At 62.2% G+C, this 20,419-nt stretch carries 17 protein-coding genes and 1 pseudogene; 15 read left to right on the top strand and 3 right to left on the bottom strand.

Annotation, left to right across the window (positions count from 1 at the left end):
- From BSZ14_RS12740 to BSZ14_RS12700, 9 genes are all read left to right on the top strand, one after another.
- Complete coding sequence (locus tag BSZ14_RS12740; RefSeq protein ID WP_056433628.1) at window positions 1–1,377, top strand: mechanosensitive ion channel; 1,377 nt, start codon at window positions 1–3, stop codon at window positions 1,375–1,377.
- A complete protein-coding gene (locus BSZ14_RS12735) occupies window positions 1,374–1,733 on the top strand; it encodes a hypothetical protein (RefSeq protein WP_056433632.1) in 360 nt (119 codons plus the stop codon). The genes BSZ14_RS12740 and BSZ14_RS12735 overlap by 4 nt, the downstream gene beginning before the upstream one ends.
- Before the next feature lie 346 nt (window positions 1,734–2,079).
- Window positions 2,080–3,006, top strand: coding sequence for a DUF389 domain-containing protein (locus tag BSZ14_RS12730; RefSeq protein WP_056433637.1), 927 nt, complete (start codon window positions 2,080–2,082; stop codon window positions 3,004–3,006).
- A gap of 60 nt (window positions 3,007–3,066) precedes the next feature.
- A complete protein-coding gene (locus BSZ14_RS12725; RefSeq protein WP_056433641.1) occupies window positions 3,067–4,038 on the top strand; it encodes an L-lactate dehydrogenase in 972 nt (323 codons plus the stop codon).
- The gene (locus tag BSZ14_RS12720; protein WP_076711219.1) at window positions 4,035–5,720 is read left to right on the top strand and encodes a YhjD/YihY/BrkB family envelope integrity protein; all 1,686 of its coding nucleotides are present in this window, start codon (window positions 4,035–4,037) and stop codon (window positions 5,718–5,720) included. Before BSZ14_RS12725 ends, BSZ14_RS12720 begins: the two co-directional genes overlap by 4 nt.
- A 323-nt stretch (window positions 5,721–6,043) precedes the next feature.
- Entirely contained in the window at window positions 6,044–6,823 is a 780-nt protein-coding gene (aqpZ, locus tag BSZ14_RS12715; RefSeq protein WP_236696978.1) for an aquaporin Z, read from the top strand.
- Window positions 6,824–7,109: 286 nt separating this feature from the next.
- Complete coding sequence (locus BSZ14_RS12710) at window positions 7,110–7,490, top strand: hypothetical protein (RefSeq protein WP_198930512.1); 381 nt, start codon at window positions 7,110–7,112, stop codon at window positions 7,488–7,490.
- Window positions 7,491–7,556: 66 nt separating this feature from the next.
- Window positions 7,557–8,081: a Dps family protein gene (locus BSZ14_RS12705; protein WP_056433650.1), complete on the top strand. Its 525-nt coding sequence runs from the start codon at window positions 7,557–7,559 to the stop codon at window positions 8,079–8,081.
- A 109-nt stretch (window positions 8,082–8,190) separates the two neighbouring features.
- Window positions 8,191–8,460, top strand: coding sequence for a hypothetical protein (locus BSZ14_RS12700; protein ID WP_056433653.1), 270 nt, complete (start codon window positions 8,191–8,193; stop codon window positions 8,458–8,460).
- Window positions 8,461–9,047: 587 nt separating this feature from the next.
- Here the strand turns inward: BSZ14_RS12700 and BSZ14_RS12695 are convergent.
- The gene (locus BSZ14_RS12695) at window positions 9,048–9,740 is read right to left on the bottom strand and encodes a helix-turn-helix domain-containing protein (RefSeq protein WP_076711218.1); all 693 of its coding nucleotides are present in this window, start codon (window positions 9,738–9,740) and stop codon (window positions 9,048–9,050) included.
- 429 nt (window positions 9,741–10,169) lie between these two features.
- Between BSZ14_RS12695 and BSZ14_RS12690 the strand changes: the two genes are divergently transcribed.
- Window positions 10,170–11,219 (top strand): two-component system sensor histidine kinase NtrB, encoded by a 1,050-nt coding sequence (locus BSZ14_RS12690; RefSeq protein ID WP_076711217.1) that lies wholly within the window; start codon window positions 10,170–10,172, stop codon window positions 11,217–11,219.
- Between the two features lie 274 nt (window positions 11,220–11,493).
- On the opposite strand, the gene BSZ14_RS12685 is transcribed toward BSZ14_RS12690, so the two are convergent.
- A complete protein-coding gene (locus tag BSZ14_RS12685; RefSeq protein ID WP_056433663.1) occupies window positions 11,494–12,069 on the bottom strand; it encodes a recombinase family protein in 576 nt (191 codons plus the stop codon).
- Between the two features lie 131 nt (window positions 12,070–12,200).
- Between BSZ14_RS12685 and BSZ14_RS12680 the strand changes: the two genes are divergently transcribed.
- Window positions 12,201–13,397, top strand: coding sequence for a DUF4158 domain-containing protein (locus BSZ14_RS12680; protein WP_056433665.1), 1,197 nt, complete (start codon window positions 12,201–12,203; stop codon window positions 13,395–13,397).
- A 38-nt stretch (window positions 13,398–13,435) separates the two neighbouring features.
- Here the strand turns inward: BSZ14_RS12680 and BSZ14_RS12675 are convergent, their stop codons facing one another.
- Window positions 13,436–13,978 carry a MarR family winged helix-turn-helix transcriptional regulator gene (locus BSZ14_RS12675; protein WP_010339851.1) on the bottom strand — a complete coding sequence of 181 codons (543 nt, stop codon included), beginning with the start codon at window positions 13,976–13,978 and terminating at the stop codon, window positions 13,436–13,438.
- Between the two features lie 104 nt (window positions 13,979–14,082).
- On the opposite strand from BSZ14_RS12675, the gene BSZ14_RS12670 reads away from it, so the two are divergent.
- The 4 genes and pseudogenes from BSZ14_RS12670 to BSZ14_RS12655 form a co-directional block, all read left to right on the top strand.
- On the top strand, window positions 14,083–14,559 hold the full coding sequence (locus BSZ14_RS12670) for a YkgB family protein (protein ID WP_010339850.1): 477 nt from the start codon (window positions 14,083–14,085) through the stop codon (window positions 14,557–14,559).
- A 133-nt stretch (window positions 14,560–14,692) separates the two neighbouring features.
- Entirely contained in the window at window positions 14,693–15,277 is a 585-nt protein-coding gene (locus BSZ14_RS12665; RefSeq protein ID WP_010339849.1) for a recombinase family protein, read from the top strand.
- Window positions 15,278–15,281: 4 nt separating this feature from the next.
- On the top strand, window positions 15,282–18,260 hold the full coding sequence (locus tag BSZ14_RS12660; RefSeq protein WP_012449407.1) for a Tn3-like element ISMpo10 family transposase: 2,979 nt from the start codon (window positions 15,282–15,284) through the stop codon (window positions 18,258–18,260).
- A 32-nt stretch (window positions 18,261–18,292) separates the two neighbouring features.
- Window positions 18,293–20,095: pseudogene (locus tag BSZ14_RS12655) on the top strand (Tn3 family transposase); the annotation flags it as partial.
- Window positions 20,096–20,419 lie beyond the last annotated feature (324 nt).

The raw sequence follows: 20,419 nt of genomic DNA, 5'->3' as shown, positions 1-20,419 counted from the left end.
ATGAACGATGTCCGCTATGCGGGGGGAACCGTGATCGACGGGACCCGCGACTTTACGAACCAGGTCTGGATGTACGCGCAGGAATGGGGGCCGCGCATTATCGGCGCGCTGGTCATTCTTCTGATCGGATGGCTGGTTGCACGCGCCGTCAAATGGGGCGTCGCGAACCTCATCAATCGGACGCCGCTGGCGCGGCGCGCCAATCAACCCAACCATCCGCCACGCGATAAGTCGACGATCGGTGCGCAGGTCGGGGATGCTGCGTTCTGGGTCGTTCTGCTGGTTGCCTTCTTCCTTGCAGCCCAGCCGCTCGGCCTCGCTAGCGCGACGGGTCCGCTTGCCGACATGCTGAACGGCTTCGGCAATGCCGTCCCGCGGATCATCGGCGCCGGTCTGATCCTTTTCCTCGGTTATATCCTGGCAAGCGTGGCGAAGAAGGCGGTCGAAGCCGTCATCACCGCGAGCCATGTCGAACGATTGTCGGCGCACGTCGGCAGCACGCCGCCCGCCGACCCGAGCGCCTTGCCGCGCGCGGTCGGTAGCGTCGTGTTTGCGCTGATCATCATTCCGGTGGCGATCGCGGCGCTCGACACACTCAATATCGCCGCCATCTCGCAGCCGGCGACTGCCATGCTGCGGATCATTCTCGACGCCATTCCGCATGTGATTGCGGCAGGCATCATCATCACGCTTGCCTACTACCTCGGCAAATTCGCTTCGCAGCTGATCACGTCCTTCCTAGGCTCGACCGGCGTTGACAAGGCGATTAACTCCCTGGGCCTGTTTCCCCGGAGCGATGCGCCCGACGACGGCGTCACCGGCGCCGAGCAGGTATCCGTCAAGGCGGGTGCGACGCTCACCCCGTCGAAGATGATCGGGTCGGGCGTCTTCATCGCCATTGTCATCTTCGGTCTGATGGAGGCGTTCCGGCAGCTCAATTTCGCCTATGGTTCGCGGATCATGGCGGAGGTGCTGACGCTCTTCGGTCAGGTGGTCTTCGGTGCGATCATCATCGCCGCAGCCGTCGCAATCGCACGCCTGATCTCGACGACGATTAAGGCAAGCGGCGGGGCCGGTGCCGACTTTACCGCTTCGCTCACAAAGGTGGCGATCATCGTCCTGGGCACAGCTATCGGCTTGCGCTTCATGGGTCTGGCGGACGACATCATCAATCTGGCGTTCGGCCTCATTCTCGGGGCAATCGCGGTGGCGTTCGCACTCGCTTTTGGCCTTGGCGGGCGCGATCAAGCCGGCAGGATCGTTCAGAGGCTGCTGGGCAAGGCAGAGGATGAGGCGAACCGGCCTGCTGCGCCCTCTACCGTACCGGTCGCCCCTGCGTCGCCGATCGCTCCGCGCGAACAGGACACGCAGGCATGACCCGCTGGATGAGCAAATCGCTGTTGGCTGTCGGCATCCTGCTGGCGGGCTGTGACGGCCGTCGCGAAAACGCCGGAGAGCAGGCGGACGCCAATGCCGGCGTCGTCTCCGGCGAAGATACGTTGGTCAGCGGCCCTGCAGAAACGGCGGGAGAGGCGCAGGATCGTGCGGCAGAAAGCGCGAACGCGGCCATCGAAGCGAACGCCGATGCCGCCGAGGACCGCGCGGACGCGATACGCAGTACGGCCGATCGGGAAGCCGATGCGCTCGAGGAACGAGCCAAGAAGGTCCGTCGGGATGCCGAGCAGAAGGCTGGCGCGGCCGAAGAACGTGCAGACGCCATTCGCGGCAAATGATGTTCACGGGTCGATCGCCCGGGACTGTACCTGAAGGCCCAGAGAGGTCGCGCGTAGCAACTTGATCGGGGCCCGGGGGCACGCGCTCCCGGGCCCCTTTTTACCCCTAGGTTTTGACACCGGAATGGCGCGATATGGAAACACCCGATGATTGCGAAGCTGCCGCGATCGAGCGCGAGCTTGGCTACTGCGAAAGCCGTGCGCACGCGGAAAAGCGGGCAGCGCGCCTTAGCCGGAGCGTCGAGGCAGTCATCGCCCACCGACGCCTTGCGGACGCATACGATTCAAGAGCGCAACGCCTGCGATGTCGCGTTGAAAATCACCCTTATCCGGCCAAGGAATAATCGTGCATCGTGTCATCGACATTACCGTGCCCTCGAACCGCGGCGAGCAGCTGATCGCCGCGCTGAACCAGCTCGAAGGGGTAGTCGGGCTGACGTGGCAGCACGGCGCTTCGATCAAACCCGTCGGCGACGTGGTGACCGTCCACGCCCTCAATCGTGCAACCGACGATGTGATGCGCGCCGTGGCGACGATCGGCAGCGATACGCCGTTCACGGTCGTAACGGCGGAGGTCGCGAGCATCAGCGACCCCGAAAACCAGAAGCAGATCGACGCCGACGTCGACGAGGCGATATGGGAGGAGCTCGAAACCGGTCTCCGGCATCAGGGACGCCTCACCGCAAATTTCCTGATTCTGATGGCGCTTGGCGGCGTTATCGGCGCCGCCGGAGCGTTCACCGAGCCCGCGATCGCGGCAGTGGCATATGTCGCGTCCGCGATCATCGCTCCCGGATTCGAGCCCCTGGCGAAACTGCCGTTGGGCATCGTGCTGAAACGGGCCGAAGTAGCCCGTGCCGGCATGCTGGCGACGCTCACTGGCTACGCGGTTCTGGCGGCTGCCGCAGGGGCGACATGGCTACTGCTTTCCAACTTCGGCGGCGTCCAATCGTCAGCCTTCCTCGAGGGCGACGTCCTCAAGCATACGATCCATCCTTCGGCGGAGCTGTTGACGATCGCGCTTGCCGGGGCTTTTGCCGGCGTACTCATCCAGGCCTCATACCGCCGAAGCGTGATCGCGGGCGCGCTGGTCGCCATGCGGCTGATCGAAGCAGCGTCGGTGGCGGGCATAGCCCTGGCGATGGGGCGCCTTGATTTGGCGGCCGCCAGCGGGGCGCGATTGGCGGTCGACGCCGGCTTCGTACTGGTCGCGGGTGTGATCGTTTTCGGCCTCAAGCAGCTCATCGTCCACCGTCGCGCGCCGCTGCACTGACGGCTCGCGTGGTCCCGCTCCCTGCACCCGCCTTTATTCGATGAAACGAAACCCCTCACAATGAACGATCATTCCGCCTCCGCAACGCACGATAACCGGGTCTGCATCATCGGCTGCGGGCGGGTCGGGATGGCGAGCGCCTACGCGCTCATCCAGAGCAGCTTCATCCGCGAACTCGTGCTGGTCGGCCGAGACCGCGAAAGGACCGAAGGCGAGGTCATGGACCTCGAACACGCGGTCGCGGTCCCGATGAAGTCTCCCATCAACGTCATCAACGGCAGCTACGCTGACGCCGCATCCAGCTCCGTAGTGGTCATCGCTGCCGGAAAGGCCACAGGCGGCAGCGACACCTCGCGGCTCGATCTCCTCGACGCCAACGCACCGATCGTGCGTGAGATCGTCGGCAAACTCAAGAAGGAGGGGTTCGACGGCGTGATCGTCATGGCAACCAACCCGGTCGACCTGCTCGTCCAGGTCGCGCTCGAGGAATCGGGGCTCCCGACAGGCCAGGTCGTCGGGACGGGGACATTGGTCGATACCGCCAGATTGCGCGGGATGCTCGCCGAAGCATTCGATATCGAGCCGCGCGGGGTCGATGCCTATATCATCGGCGAACATGGGGATTCCGAAGTCGCCGTATGGAGCGGTGCACGCATCGCCGGCGTGCCTCTCCTCCGACACTCGGACAGCGGAGAGGCACGGGACCTTGATCGGATGCTCGAGCGCGTTCGTCGCGCGGCACCCGAGGTCGTTCGTCGCAAGGGGCATACCGAATATGCCATCGGCCTGTGCGTCCAGCGGATCTGCGAAGCCGTACTGCGCAATGAGCACGCGGTTCTCGCGGTCTCCACGGTCCTTGATGGTGAATATGGTCTGACCGACGTGTGCCTCGGCACACCGTGCGTGGTCGGCAAGAACGGGATCGAGCGGATCATCGAGCTCGATCTCGACGAAGAGGAGTGCAAAGCTCTCCACCGCTCCGCTGAGACATTGCGGCGGCTTAACCCTCGATTATCGGCAGGCGCGGCATGACGATCGGGAACGACAAGGCCGGTGCTGGAGCGCGGTCGCCGTTCGCGATCCCGACCGAAGGCTGGCTGGCCGTGCTCCGCCGAACCTGGGAAGAGACCGGCAAGGACAATATCGGCCTCATCGCCGCCGGTATCGCCTTCTATGCATTCGCCGCGATCGTCCCGCTGCTCGGCGCGGTTGTCCTCAGCTACGGTCTCTTCGCCGAGCCCGAGACGGTTCGCAGTAACGTCGAGCACGTGTTCGCCGCAGTGCCGCGCGAGGCGGCCACCATCATCACCGAACAACTCGTGACCGTCGTCGAGACCTCGAAGGGCAAGCAGGGTCTCGGCCTGATCATCGCGATCGCGCTCGCCTTTTATGGCGCCACCAAAGGCGCGTCGGCGATCGTGACAGCGCTCAACGTCGCTTATGGCGAGACCGAGCGGCGCGGGTTCTTCCGCGTCAACCTCCTGTATTTCGCGCTGGTCGCCGGCGGTGTGTTCCTGATCTTCCTGGCGATCGCATCGACAACGCTTCTCGGATTTCTCGAAAGCCTGGTTCCGCGCGCTTCGGACGTTCTTCTCACACTCATCAGGGTCGCAGGTTACGCCCTTCTGGGAGCATTCGTCGTGACGGCTGCCGCGATCCTGTATCGCTTCGGACCGGATCGCCGCAAACCGTCATGGGTCTGGCTATCGCCGGGATCGCTGGCCGCCACAATGCTTTGGCTGGGCGGGACCGCCGGCTTCGGCGTCTATGTGTCGAATTTCGGCAACTATGGCGCGACCTATGGTTCGCTGAGCGCGGTGATTGTGATGCTCACCTGGCTGTGGCTGTCGGCGTTCGTCTTTCTGCTGGGCGCCGAGTTGAATGCCGAGCTCGAACGTCAGGTCGAGGGCGAGGGGGCGGAGGCGCAGCCATCCACCTCTCCTCTCAGCGATTCGCCGCACGGGCGAACGCCAGACCCGTCAGGTGACGATCGACGGGCGAGGGCGCCCGACAAGGTCGGGACACGCGCTCCCCCGACCAACGGCCCGGCCTGGGTCGAGGGTGCGTTGTGTGCCGCGGGGCTGCTCCTGCTGCGCAACGGCAAGCCCGGCAAGGCGGCGGTGGCCATCGTCGGCGCAGTCGCCGCCTATAAAATCGGTCGGGGCGCAAGCACTCGGCGCAGCAACGGCTTAAAACTCTCGGCACAGGTAACATCGAACGAACCCGAGCGTTCGCACCTCTCACCAACGAAGGAGTACCCAATGGCAGACCGTGACAATGATATCAGCGTCCTCAACAGCCTGATCGCCACCACCCTCGACAGCGTGGATGGCTATACTGAAGCCGCGGGCGATATCGAAAATCCTCGCTACGGCAGCGTGTTCTCGGATCGTGCTCGTGAACGCCGCGAGGTCGTGAGCGACCTTCAGGCGGAAGTCCGCCGTTTGGGCGGCGATCCCGAAGATGACGGGACCGTGCTTGCCGGAGCCCACCGCATGTTCCTCGACCTCAAGGCCAAGGTCACGGGGCAGGACGACAAGGCGATCATCGACGAGGTCGAGCGGGGCGAAGACCATATCAAGGCGAAGTTCGACGATGCGTTGGCGAAGGAGGATCTGTCGCCGGAGGTGCGGGCGGCAATCGCCAAGGCCAACCAGTCGGTGCAGGAAGGCCACGATCAGATGCGCGACCTGAAGCATAGCATGGAACGCTAACACCAGAACCTTAGCGACGCCGATACGCGTTGCCGACGTGACTTTTCAGCCCGGTCCGCACGCGCGAGGCCGGGCTGAATTATTTGAGGCCAACGCAGCCAAGCCATCGTCATCTCTAGAGTCCGTGCGCGAGCGGTTCTTTCGTGCCTGAACGGAACCCGCCGCTTACACTCTGGTTATGCATCCTGCCGTGCATAGGCATTTTACATAGAACGGGGATCGTCACCAATGAACGACTGGATGCCTAGGCCTGACACCTCGCTAACGCGCTTCGCCGAGGTCCGCATATGACTGACGCGGTCGTGCACCCTCCACGCGCGCGCATGTCCAAGCGCATGACGGCGGAGGCGTTCGGCACATTCTGGCTCGTGCTCGGTGGGTGCGGCACCGCCGTGCTCGCGACCGGAGAGGGCGGTGTCGGCGTTCTGGGGGTTGCGCTGGCTTTCGGCCTGACCGTGTTCACCATGGCGTTCGCCATTGGCGCGATCTCCGGGGGGCATTTCAATCCTGCGGTGACGGTCGGCCTGACCGCCGCAGGCCGCTTCCCGGCGCGGGAGATTCCCGCTTACGTGGCGGCCCAACTCGTCGGCGCGATCGTCGCTTCGCTGCTCCTTCTCATGATCGCCCGCAGCATGCCCGGTTTCGATCTCGGAGGATTTGCGACGAACGGATACGGCGACGCATCGCCCAAGGGATATCCGTTGGTCATTGCGCTGGTCGTCGAGACGGTGCTGACGGCAGCCTTCCTGATGGTCATCCTGGGCGCGACCGATGAACGGTCGCCAGCGGCATTCGCGCCTCTGGCGATCGGTCTGGCACTGACCCTGATCCACCTCCTCTCGATCCCGGTGACCAACACGTCGGTTAATCCTGCGCGCAGTACCGGTCCTGCCTTAGTGGTCGGGGGCACCGCTCTCGCTCAGTTGTGGGCGTTCTGGGTCGCGCCGCTGGTCGGTGCCGTGCTCGCCGGTCTGGTCGGTCGCTGGCTGTTCTCGCACGCCGACGATGTCCGGTCACCCGGACCCATCTCGGTCGCCAAGCTGGATCGCCTGGTGGACCCGGTGACGACGCCGACAGCGGGCTATGACGTCAACAGCAAGTAATCTTGAAAGGACACTCTGATGGATGGGTACCCTTCCTCCCGATCCCTACGCTCCCGATCCGGTCCATGATCCCGATGGCGCACCCCGGCCCGACAATCAGCGAGACAGCTTGCCCGGGCCGGATAATCCCGATGCGCCGTCAATCGATGATCCGGAAGTTCCCGATCAGCAGCCGGTAGAGGAGCCCGGAGCTCCGGGCGACGCGCCGAGCGATAGTCCGACACAGACCCAGGCCTGATGGCTCCCGCACCGTCGCGGACAGTCAAGTTTTAAGAGGATAAATAACATGGCAGTGAAGTTCGCAGGGACGATGAATGCGATCAATCGCGGTCTCGAAGATACCAAGCCCGCCAAGGGTGTTGATATGATCGAGGATTGGGAAGCCGCGCTGGCAGACGTCGATGTTCCGGGTGCGAAGGGCATCTTGCGTGATCTGACGTCGTTACGGAAGCAGCTCGAGAAGTCCGAGCCGGACGCCGATCGGGTCCATGCGCTTGTTCACCGCCTCGGCACTGCTACGACGAAGATCGCCGAGAAGGCCGATAAGTCGCAGGACAAGCTGAAGGCCCTGGGTGAGGCGCTGACCGAGGCGGGCGTGGACAGCCCCGACGAGGACGAGGATACCGCAGCCGCTGCCGCACCGAAGCGCGCGCCCAAAAAGAAGTGATCGAGGCGGCGGGACGATTGTCCCGCCGCGTATCGGCAGTAGTTAACTGATCGAGGGAGTAGATCCATGGCGAAGTCGGAGAAGGGTTCGAAAGGCGCCGAACGCGTCGAAAGCGATGGCACAGCGGTGAACACCAGCGTCGAGAGCAGCGCTCGCGATCAGGTGGCCGAAGCACTGACCAAGGCGACTGCCGACAGCTACACCCTGTATGCCAAGACCCTCGGGGTCCATTGGAACGTTCAGGGGGCCAGCTTTTACGGTCTGCACAACATGACCGAGGCGCAGTATCAGGAACTCCACGAAGCTGCCGACGCGATCGCGGAGCGCATCAGGGCCTTGGGCAAACTTGCCCCAACGGGTAACGCCTCATTCCGCGAGCTGACGGTCATCGACAATGATGCGCCCCATAAGCCGACGCGCGAGATGATCGCCGAACTTGTCGACGACAACGAGAAGGTCGCGCGGCGAATGAGTGAATTCGCCCAACTGGCGGACGAGGCCGGAGATTTGTTCAGCCACGACATGCTGGTAGCGCGGATCGGCGTTCATGAGCAGAATGCATGGATGTTGCGCGCCAGTCTTTCTGACTAGAGACTGACGGGGCGGGCAATTGCAGGATCGGCACGCCGACGTCAACGCCGAGACGAAATGAAGTCAGGCGGGCGATTGTTTTTTGAGGGTCAACCACGGGAGACGAGCGATGAAGAGAATTTTGGCGGGCACGGCCGCGGTTGCGCTGATGTCGCTGGCGGCTTGCAACAGCAGTCCGCGCGAACAGGCTGCCGACAACATCGAGGCGAACGCCGAGCGCGTCGCGGACAACCTCGAAAATGCGGCCGACAACGCGCCGACAGAAGCTTCGGAGGATCGCCTGGAAAATCGCGCCGACGCGGCGCGCGAGCTGGGGGACAAGAAGGCCGAGGATATGCGGACCAACGATCCCGACACCAATCTCTCGAACGGTATGTAGAATGGAGTCTCAAGCGTAGCAGCTGTTCAGAGTAGCCAATTGGAAATTGGGCGCCTACATGTCACGGGTGCCCGACTTCTAACCTCCTGCCAGCGCTCAAGCCCGGTTGCCGGCATTAGAGACGGCAATCGCAAGTGTTGAGTGCCAGCGAAACCTATCGACGTGCACGCCACAGCGACTTGAAGTCGGCTACTCTTCTGAGGCCGCATGATGCCATGCGGACGGCGTCATCGCAGAATCTCTTTCTGAGCGTACTGTCCGTCGTCAGAACATTCGGCACAACTCGCGGCGTAAATTAGCGGAGTGGGGGCCTCGTCTGGGGTTGATGTTAGGCGGCGCGCTTGCGGTGAAGCAAGCGCCGATGTTGAGGGCAGAGCGTTTGTTTCCCGCTAAACAACGCTAAGGCCAGGTTTGATCTACCAGCGTGTTAGTATGGCAGTATGGCAGCTCCCACCCTCACCATCCCCGTTCAGACGGTCCCCGGCTCCGTCCAAGATCGACCGTTGGTTCAACCTCAGCGTCATAGCCGCGCGGTTGCACAGCTCAGAGGGAGCTCTTCAACGCGCGCGGAAAAGCTGCCGAACTCCCTACCTAGTCTGACGGACCTGCCGAGGCCCCACACCAAGCAACTGCTGCATAACTCTTCGCATGTTGCCGTCGTCGCCGAACCCGCATGCCTTCGCGACTGCTGCGATCGACTGATCACTGTTGACCAGGAGTCCGATTGCGCGTTCTACTCTAAGCTCTGCAAGGTAGCGGAAGGGCGGCTTCCCGGTGGAAGTGGTGAACGCTCGAGTCAGGTGATGCCTACTTAAGCCGACGTGGGCTGCTAGCTCCGCGAGAGAGATCGGTCTCGCCTGATGTTCGTGCAGAAAGTCTTTGGCGCAAGCCAACTGCTTGGCCGACAAGCCACCCTTTATCGGCTTGAGAATGCTGCGTAAGCCGAGTGCCTCGATCGCTGCCAGAATGCAAAGCTGGTCGGCGTATAGCTGATCGCCACCCGACCTCGCCACATCGCTTATCTTCTTCATTGTTCCAACCAGGGCAGGATCGCGACCATACAGAACAGGCTCGATTTCAGCACCCCGATACTGCTCAAGGGCCTCGCCGATGAGAACAGGGTCAAAGTAAAGAGCAGTATATGTGCTTTTACTGCCTACTGGATCGCACCAGCCCTTGGCATCTCTATGCGGAGGGAGCAGTGTCAAAGTGTCTTGCAGAGTAGTCTGAGTGCTATGCTCACCACCGTCGATCTGTATCTCTCCGTCCGCGATACTCATGTCATGCAGGGCTAAATAGAATGTTGGGCCACTACGGCTAAATTCGTAGGGTCCAGTGTTAGACACATTCGTCCATTCTACTGAAAATCCGCTCCAGTCATGGTGAACGGAGACCGGCCCGCGTGGGTCTACGAACAGATCTCTGAGTGTCGACATATGGCATCAAACCTGCGAATATTGCTACGACAGAGCTTCTGTTGCTGATTCGGGGCGTCGAACGTAATGGACGGTATGGGGGAATGCCAGAGCGGAATAGGTCACGGGGATAGGTAGACCGATCTGCCAAATGACATTCGGGCACGACTGGCGGAAATCCCGAGAACCGATCTTCACTTGCAGACATGAGGGGGAAATATGGCAAATCCGCCGTGCAGTAGCACTGAGCCCGACATTCTCGCATGCCGCTCACGTGCTTTCTTTTTCGAACATATGTTCAATCAGTCGACGGATTGCTTGTTCTTCGTCCGGCCCGATGCCGATGGACGACTTGTACTCGAATCTGTAAATTCAGCGGCAATGAAGTACGTTACTGTTAGCTATGATCAAGCCCTCGGGAAGCATCCGATTGACGTTGCGGCAAGTGGAACAGGTCTGTTTGACGACGGCACGTTGGCTGAGGTTTTTAAAACGGGTGAGGTGCACCGCCGCCAGCCCCACGAAGAAACTCAGGGCGGGACGGTCAGATTCGACGCGGTATACTCGCCAGTTTACGGCTCCGACGGGGGTCTGATCGGTGTTTTGGGGAGTGCTCGTGACATCACCAACGTTCGAGCGCTCGAAGATAGACTGCGTCACACCCAAAGGATCGAGGCTCTGGGCGCCCTATCAGGCGGTATAGCGCACGATCTTGCCAACGTTCTGACTGCCCTTTCTGGATGTCTGCACTTGCTTCAGAAGCGCATGCCCAGCAGTGAGTGCTCCGACATTATTTCCGAAGCACAACGAACTATAGATCGTGGTACGGCTATAACGGGTCGTCTTCTCTCCTTCATTCACAAGAGAGGGCGTGAACTGGCGCGAGTTGACGTCGTAAAATGTTTAATTGAGCTTGCGCCGTCGATCACCCGCTTTGTGGGGAACAACGTCGAACTCTCGATAACCGGCTGTGATACTGCATTCGTGATGGTAGACCGCCATGAGCTAGAAACAGTCATTATCAATCTTGTTACAAACAGCCGCGACGCGATGCCGAACGGCGGCCGCATCGTTATCAATGTTGAGCTGAAGGACATTCATGCAGACAGTGGCTGTTTAGAACATTATGTTCTGATAGGGGTGCACGATACGGGGACCGGCATACCTCCGGATCTACTAAAGAGCGTGATGGAACCCTACTTTACAACCAAACCGGATGGCGCAGGGACGGGACTTGGACTGAGCTTAGCATCGGATCTCATGCGCAGCTCTGGCGGTCATTTCTATTTAGAAAGCGTCGAAGGGGAAGGCACTACAGCTTACTTGAGGTTCAAACAAGTTTGAGCGGCACGGCGTCTTGCCTGCCTGTCTTCGCTTCCATTTCGCTTGTGACAATATTAGCCACAGCAGACGTCTAGAGACGGTCGTGTCCGAACAGTTCAGCCTTCCAGCTTAAGCGCGCGAAAGCACGCGAAGTCACAGGTCTACGTGTGGCCTGTGTTCGCCTCACGAGAGGCTTGTGATCTGCCGGAGACCCTCTGGCGGCTTCAGGAACGAAAGTCCTTTTACGTCGGCCCGGCGCTCCTGAGCGACCGGGCGGCTTCCTGCCAGCAAGCAGTCACGCCGTTACGGGACGTGCCACGCCTGACCGACGCATCTCGCGATAAACGGTCGAACGTCCGATGCCCAGCTGCCGTGCCGCCTCGGCAGGAGATACATTCGCCTCAACCAGTTTGAGAGCTGCGCTGACTTTGCCCTGGTCCAGTGGCTGCCGTCCGGGCAGCTTTCCCTTGGCGCGTGCCGCGGCGACGCCATCCTTGGTGCGTTCGGAGATTAGCCTTCTCTCGAAATGCGCAATGGCGCCGAACACGTGGAAGACAAGCTCGCCAGCGGCGGACGTGGTATCGATCTTCTCCTCCAGGCTGAGCAGCTCGATGCCGCGCTCCTTGAGCATCTTCACAGTCGAGAGCAGCTCGCCCAGCGAACGGCCGAGCCGATCGAGGCGGACAACGGCCAGTGTATCGCCGTCGCGCGCGAAGGCGATCAGTTCGGCCAGGCCGGGCCGCTCCATGCTCTTGCCGGACATGACGTCGGTGAAGGTGCGGATCGCGCCGGCCTTGTTCAGTCGCATCTCCTGCCCCGCGACATCCTGATCACCGGTACTGACGCGGGCGTAGCCCAGAATGTCGGGCATTATGGTAGTCCCTCAAACGTCCGTTCTGTGGACAGTCAGCCGAGCGGCGTGGCGAAATGGCTTAACCCGTCCAACAACCATGTCCCTTTACTCGCGACCGTCTACAACCTCAACATACCTTTTCTGGACGGTTGGACGAACTGATGCGCAAACACACGCTGCTGACCGACCTTGAACGCGAGCAGCTGATTGGCATTCCCAGCAACGACGATGAGCTCGCCCGGCTCTACACGCTCGATCGCACCGACCTCGACATGATCCGCCTGCGACGACATCCCCGCAATCGGCTCGGGGTCGCGCTGCAACTCGCCGTCATGCGGTATCCCGGCACCTCGCTCGCACAACATCTTCAGCAAGGCGGAGGTATACCGCGCGAACTCGTGGCCTACCTTGCCGCTCAGCTGAACCTTGCTCCCGGTTCACTTGCGGACTACGCCACGCGCGAGCAGACGATGACCGATCACGCCCGCCAGCTTGCCGCTGCGCTCAATCTGCGCGGCCCAATCCGATCTGACGTGCCGTTTCTGATCGAGGCGGCAACCCAGGCAGCCTGGTCAACCGACAACGGCATGGTGATCGCACGTGGGATTGTAGGTGCCCTGCGAAAGGCTAGCATCCTACTGCCGGCGGTCTCGACGATCGAGCGCGCCGGCATCGCCGGCAGAGCGCGTGCCCGGAAGCGCGCCGCCGCCGAGATGACGCAGAGCCTCGGCGGCGAGCAGCTGGCAGCGCTCGATGCGCTGCTCGAAGTGGATGAGGTGAGCGGCATGGTTGTACTCACTTGGCTGAAAACCATCCCGATCGTCGCGAAATCAGATAATCTGCGGGGCGTCCTGGACCGGCTGCGTGCCGTGCGTGCCCTGAAGCTGCCGACCGCCATAGGCGATACGGTTCATCCGGATCGCCAGCGCCGGTTCGTCCGAGAGGGGCGTGCTTCACCCGCCTATATGATCGAGCGCTACGCGCAAGATCGTCGCCACGCGATCCTGGTGGCGGCCATAGACGACCTCGAGGGTCGGCTGATCGATGCCGCTCTCGACATGGCCGACAAGCTCATCGGGAGCCTCTTTCGTCGTGCCAGGAACAGGCAGGAGCGGCGTTACGCAAGCACGCCGGCCCAGGTGGGTCGCCTCATGCGTCTGTTCCGGGGCACCATCGACGCCCTTGCCAATGCCGTGGAGGAAGGAAGCGACCCTATCGATGCGATCGACGAGGCGGTGGGTTGGGCCACGCTCGTGCGGGCACGACCCGACGTGTCGCGCATTGCCGACACCGCCGTTGAGGATCCGCTGGTCGCCGCGGGCGACCAATATGGGGTCAGGACATAGAACGGGCACAGATATACGCTAAGCGTCTCTGCGCGCACTTATGGGTCGACTCTATGCGTCGACGACTCCAGCATTCCAAAGGCATCCATCGGACAGTTGTAGCATCGCCTCTCGTCGCAGAGCCGGCATATCGTCAGCGCCGAGACAGCGTCGTCAGACATCTGCGCAAGTATTGTCTCGGCAATACGTTCCAGCACGAGGCGGTCAGCATTCGAGACATGGCTAAGGATTTCGGATAAAGTCTCGTTTCTTCGTTGCAGGATCGCAGATAGGCGAGTCTCGCCTGCCTCAGTGAGCATCAGCGCTACTGCACGACGGTCCCGTAGCGCTTTGGATCGAACGGCGAACCCGGCTGCAACCAATCGATCGACAAGCCGCACCGTCCCCGCGTGGGACAAGCCTAGCACCCGTCCTAATTCGTCGATCGAAAGACCGGTCGCGTGACCGATGACGACGATCGCCGCGGTGGTTTCGCCACCGCCGGGTATCGTCGGGTCGAATGCCGCCTTCTTAATTCGATCGGTGATGCCCACTGCGAGGGCGCCGAACAGATTGACGAGCCGGTCCGAGAGTACGTTCAAAGGGTTGCCTCATTCATTGACGGCGTATAGTGTATGCGCAGCGCATATATCACGCCTGTCTAAGCATGAAGGCAGGTCATGCGCCATGATGAAAGCGAGGCACCATGTTTTCGACATTACACATAGCTGAAAAGACGACCGGCTCTCGCGGGTCTCTCGCGTTGCTGCGCTGGGCGCTGGTGGTCATCTTTCTCTGGTTCGGTTGCATGAAATTCACGAGCTATGAAGCGATGGGCATCGCGCCATTGATGAAGAACAGTCCGATCATGAGCTGGATTCCGGCCGTTTTTGGGGTGCAGGGTGGAAGCTATTTTATAGGCACCGTCGAGCTCGCGACGGCCGCTGCGCTGATTATCGGTGCTTTCAACAAGACGGCCTCCGCTCTCGGCGCGGCGATGTCATGCCTGACTTATGCCGTGACACTGACGTTTTTCCTGAGCACGCCTGGCGTCGCCGAGCCGACCGCTGGCGGGTTCCCGGCGATTTCGGCCGGAACCGGACAGTTCCTGTTGAAGGACCTGGTGCTTCTTGCGGCATCAGCGTGCCTTCTACTTGCGTCCATACGGACAGCAGACGCGTGACGGCAAACAGGTGATAGGCGACGCTCCGGACCTGCGCTTTTGCCGAACCATACCCGCCTCAGCCCATAACGATCGACAAACCCTGTCGCTTTGATAGGGTGTTCGAAAACATGCTTTCGAGGGTTTGTCGTACATGCTGGTCGGATATATGCGGGTGTCAACGACCGATGACCGCCAAACGGTCGATCTCCAGCGGGACGCGCTCGTCGCAACCGGGGTCGATCATCGGCATCTCCATACCGACAAGGCATCCGGCGCGCGCGACGACCGACCAGGCCTGAAAGCCTGCCTCGACTATCTGAACGCGGGCGACACACTGATCGTGTGGAAGCTCGACCGGCTCGGACGCTCGCTGCCGCACCTGCTGACGATCGTCACCGATCTGAAGGCGCGCGGCATCGCGTTCCGGTCGCTGACCGAGCAGATGGATACGACCACGCCGCACGGCGAATTGCTGTTCTCGCTGTTCGGTGCATTGGCACAATATGAGCGTGCGCTCACGCGCGAACGGGTGATGGCGGGACTGGCTGCTGCCAAACGCCGGGGACGCCAAGGTGGCCGCCCGCCGATGATCGACGCCGAAACGCTCGAGCGGATCACCGCCGCGCTGGATGGCGGGGCCAGCAAGGCGTCCGTCTGCCGGACCTTCAAGGTGCCGCGTTCGACCCTTCTCGGCACGCTTGCCCGGATCGGCTGGACCGCACCGGCCAAGGTCTAAGCCGATGCCGCGTCGCGCCGTCCTGTCGGACGAGCAACGCGCGGCGTTGCTCGCGCTTCCCGACGACGAAACCCTGCTCGTCCAGCACTGGACATTGAGCCGGGACGACTTGGCCATCATCGTCCGCCGGAGGCGACCGCATAACCGGCTGGGTTTCGCGATCCAGCTTTGCGCGCTGCGCTATCCTGGCCGTTTCCTGCGACCCGGTGAACTGATCCCTGATACGCCGCTCGCGTTCGTCGCAGAGCAATTGCAGGTCGGACCCGAGGTGCTGGCCGACTACGCGACGCGCGGCCCGACCCGGTACGAACAGCTCGATGCACTGCGCGATGCATTCGGCTTCATGCCGCTCAGTCGGCCGCTGCGAACGACGTTGCAGGAATGGCTCCTGCCGATCGCGCTGACGACGACCAGCGGGGCTAGGCTGGCGCGCGTGATGCTGGATGAGTGCCGGCGACGGCGCATCATTGTGCCGGGCATCAGTTCGGTCGAGCGGATGGTCGCACAGGCGTTGCTCGATGCCGAACGCCATGTCGCCGAGCATCTGACCCGAGGACTCGATGCTCGACAGCGCCGGCTGCTCGATGCGCTTCTCCTGCCCCACACAGGCACGAACTTGAGCGATCTGGCCTGGGTGCGGCAGTCACCCGGCAAGCCCGGCCGAAAGACATTCGCCGCCATCATCGAGCGACTGACACTGCTTCGGGCCATCGGGATCGATCCGGATATCGCCGTAGGCGTCCATCCCGAGCGCCTCCGACGCCTGTGCCAGGAAGGCGTGCGGCTGACCGCGCAACATGTTCGGACGCTGCAAGCGACGCGGCGTCGCGCCACATTGGTGGCGACCATCCTCGAAACCATCGTTACCCTCACCGACGATGCGGTGCTGATGTTCGATCGCCTGCTTGGGCAGATGTTCCGGCGCGAACAGAACAGCGCGGACACGACACTCAAGCGCAACCGGCGCACCATCAACGGCAAAATCCGGCTGCTTGCCCAACTCGGCGCTGCCTTGCTCGCCGCCAAGATATCAGGTGGCGATATCGGCGCTGCGGTCGAGGCAGCGATCGGATGGAATGATCTCGGCCGCGAGGTCGATGAAGCCCGCAAGCTGATCCGCCCCGATTCGGTCGATCCCGTCGCGGTCGCCGCGACCAATTACCCCGTCCTCCGACAGGTCGGTCCCTCGTTCATCGCCTCGTTCACATTCGGGGCGGTGCCAGCCTGCCATGCGCTCGCGCGAGCGGTCGCGATCATGCGCGACCTTCATTTTGGTCATCTGCGCAAATTGCCTGCAGGCACGCCAGTCGGCTTCATCCGGCAAGCTTGGCGTCGGGCGATCGGCACCGGCATTCCCGATCGCAGGATCTATGAATTGTGCGTGCTGGTCGAGCTTCGCGACCGGCTTCGCGCCGGCGACATGTGGGTCGAGGGAAGCCGACGCTATCGTGCTGTCGAGCAGCAACTCATTCCTGCCCCCGTATTCGCCAACATGCGCGCGGCCGGCCCCTTGCCGATACCGGCACCGGATACGGCCGATATCTGGCTGGCCGAACGACGCGCCCGCCTCGCCCGTCGATTGGCCGAGGTCGAGCGAAAGGCGGAGACGGACGCGCTGGAAGACGTGCAGCTCAGCTTGGGCAGGCTGCGGATTTCGCCCTTGAAGGCGATTACTCCCGAGGAATCCGATACCGCCCTTGCGCCGCTCTATGCGCATCTGCCCGCGATCCGCATCACCGACCTTCTTGCCGAAGTCGATCGATGGACCGGGTTCAGCCAGTGCTTCACGCATCTGCAAAGTGGCCGTGCCGCGGATGAACCACGTGCGATCCTCACGGCGGTGCTCGCCGATGCCACCAATCTGGGCCATACGCGCATGGCGGAAGCCTGCAATCTCGTGACCCAGCGCCAACTCGGTTGGCTCGCCTCGTGGCATCTGCGCGAGGAAACCTACGGTCGCGCGCTCGCCCGGCTTGTCGACGCCCAACACACCGCGCCGCTGGCCGCGCTGTTCGGGTCCGGCACCTCGTCCAGCTCAGACGGTCAGAACTTTCCGCTCGACCGCCGCGCCCAGGCAACCGGCGCAGTCAATCCGCACAAGGGGACAGAGCCGGCTGTCTCCTTTTACAGCCACGTCTCGGATCGCTACGCGCCGTTCCATTCCACAGTTATCTCCGCTTCGGCGAGCGAGGCGGCACAGGTGCTCGACGGGCTGCTCCACCACGGCGCCGATCTGCACATCGAAGAGCATCACGTCGATGGCGGGGGCGTCTCCGACCATGTGTTCGCGCTATGTCATCTGCTTGGGTTCCGGTTCGCGCCGCGTATCCCGAATATCGCCGCACGCCGTTTGCACCTGTTTAACGGCATCGAACCCGGCCCCGATATTGCGCCGCTGGTCGCGGGCCGCATCGACGAAGGTCTGATCGAGGCACACTGGGACGACGTGCTGCGACTGGGAACCTCGATCCGCACAGGCGTCGTCAGCGCCTCGATCATGCTGGAACGGCTCGGCTCCTATCCACGCGCCAACGGCCTGGCACTGGCGTTGCGCGAGATCGGTCGCGTCGAGCGTACCCTGTTCACGCTCGACTGGATCGAGCAGCCCGAACAGCGTCGCCGCGCCACCCGCGAACTCAACAAGGGAGAAGCGGAAAATGCCCTGAAACGCGCCATCTTCTTCCATCGCATCGGCCGTATCCGCGATCATGCGCTGCAAGCCCAAAGCCATCGGGCGAGCGCGCTGAACCTCGTCGCCGGTGCCATCGTCCTGTGGAACACGACCTACCTGCAAGCCGCCCGGATGCATCTCGCCAACCTCGGCCGGCCGGTCCCGCCGGACCTGCTGCAACACCTATCACCGCTCGGTTGGCAGCATATCAATCTCACCGGCGATTACCTCTGGACCGATCCCGATGCGCCATCCACCGCGCTCAGACCGCTTCGCCAGATGCGCGCCGTCGAAGGCACGGCAAAACCTTAGCGTATATCTGGGTCCGTTCTGTGTACCGACCCCAATATGCGACCCTGCGCAAATTCGCGCCGCTACTGATCGAGGCGCTGGAGTTTCGGTCACTGCAGGGCAGCGCGCGTACCGTGAAGGCGCTGGACCTACTCCGCGAGCTGAACCGCTCGGGCAAGCGCGACGTACCGGAGAACGCGCCCATGCCGTTCCGTAAAGAATGGCGGAAGCTCGTCGTGGAACCTGACGGCAAGATCAACCGCCGCCTTTATGAGACCGCAACTCTGGCACACGTCCGCAACAAGCTCAGAAGCGGCGACGTATGGGTGGATCGCTCATCCTCGTACCGGCGCTTCGACAGCTATTTGGTGCCGATGGCCACCGCTACGCCGATTGCAAAAGGGTTGGGGCTACCGGACTCGGCTGACGAGTGGCTGAACAGCCGCGCGACCTTGCTGGACCAGCGTCTCAAGGGCTTCGAGCGGCAGCTCCGTAAAGGGCAGCTGGAAGGCGTGGCGATGGTTGGTGATCGGCTCAGAATCACGCCAATCTCGAACACCACCCCGCCGGACGCCAAGGCGCTGGCCGAACGCCTCTACGGGCTGCTGCCGCGCATTCGCGTGACCGAACTGTTGCACGAGGTCGCACGCGAAACCGGTTTCCTATCTGCCTTCACCAACCTGCGTACCGGACGCACCAGTGACAACGAGAGTGCGCTCCTCGCCGCCATCCTGGCGGATGCCACCAACCTTGGGCTATCGCGCATGTCAGCAGCCAGCGAGGGCGTCACGCGCGACCAGCTAGTCTGGGCCAAGGACGCCTATATCCGCGACGATTGCTACTCGACCGCCTTGGCGCATCTGATCAACGCTCATCACATCCTGCCATTCTCCCAGGTTTGGGGTCATGGCACCACGTCGAGTTCGGACGGTCAGTTCTTCCGCGGCCGAAAGCGAGGAGCGTCCGGTGGCGACATCAACGCCCGCTACGGTGTCGATCCAGGGTTCAGCTTTTACACCCATGTCTCCGATCAGCACGGCCCCTTCCATGCGAAGGTAATTTCGGCGGCCACCCACGAGGCGCCATACGTTCTCGATGGGCTCCTGCACCACGGCAGCGTCCTGAGGATTGACGAGCATTTCACCGACACCGGCGGGGCTACCGATCACGTGTTCGCGCTCTGCTCGATGCTAGGCTTTCGATTCTGCCCACGCCTGCGCGACTTTCCCGATCGGCGGCTCGTGTCGATCGCCTCGCCGGGCACCTATCCAACGCTCGCTCCGCTCCTCGGCAAGCGCCTCCGTATCGACGTTGTGCGCGAGCATTGGGATGAAATCGTTCGCCTCGTCGCCTCAACCAGCAGCGGGCATGTTCTCCCCTCCGCCATGCTCAGGAAGCTTGCCGCCTACGAGCGCCAGAACCAAGTCGATTTGGCGCTTCAGGAGATCGGAAAGGTCGAGCGCACGCTGTTCATGCTGGACTGGCTCGAGGATCCCGCGCTGAGGCGCCGCTGCCATGCCGGGCTCAACAAGAGCGAGCAGCGCCACTCCCTTACCCAAGCGATCTACACCTTCCATCAAGGCCGCGTCGTCGATCGTACACAGGAGGCGCAGCAGTATCGTGCCTCAGGTCTGAACCTCGTAATCGCCGCCATCGTTTACTGGAACACGGTCTACCTTTCAGATGCGGTGCAACACCTGAAGGAGAGCGGTGAGGAGATGCCCGAGCCGCTGCTTGCCCACAGCTCTCCGGTCGGATGGGAGCATATAGCGTTCTCGGGAGACTTCCTGTGGGACCGTGCAGCCCGGCGTGCCGACCACAAGCCGCTCAACCTCTCACCTGACAGGGCCGCTTAGCGTTGTTTAGCGGGAAACCCACGCTCTGCCCTCATGTTGGATGGTCTGTCGTTTGATCCTTTCGCGCTGTTTTATGATGGCGGGAGCCCTTCCGAAGTAGGTGTAGGCGCTTGCAATCGTAGCGGCGTGTGCTCGCAAACAGCCTGATTTCCTGCTCACGCTTTCTGCCACTGGCGGGGAGCGTCCTGCTCGAATTATCTGCCAGTGTGCTCGCCATCATCCGGCGCTGCTTGCAAACGGGGCGTTGTGCTCACGCTCCGTGCCAATGGGCTCTCCAAACCCGTAGCCGGCAAGCGCTTTTGCGAAGCAGGTTTCCAGAACAGT

This window comes from Sphingomonas sp. Sph1(2015) (assembly GCF_001970915.1).
GTDB lineage: Bacteria > Pseudomonadota > Alphaproteobacteria > Sphingomonadales > Sphingomonadaceae > Sphingomonas > Sphingomonas parapaucimobilis.
The sequence above is the reverse complement of the archived record's forward strand: the minus strand, read 5'-3'. Positions and strand labels throughout refer to the sequence as shown.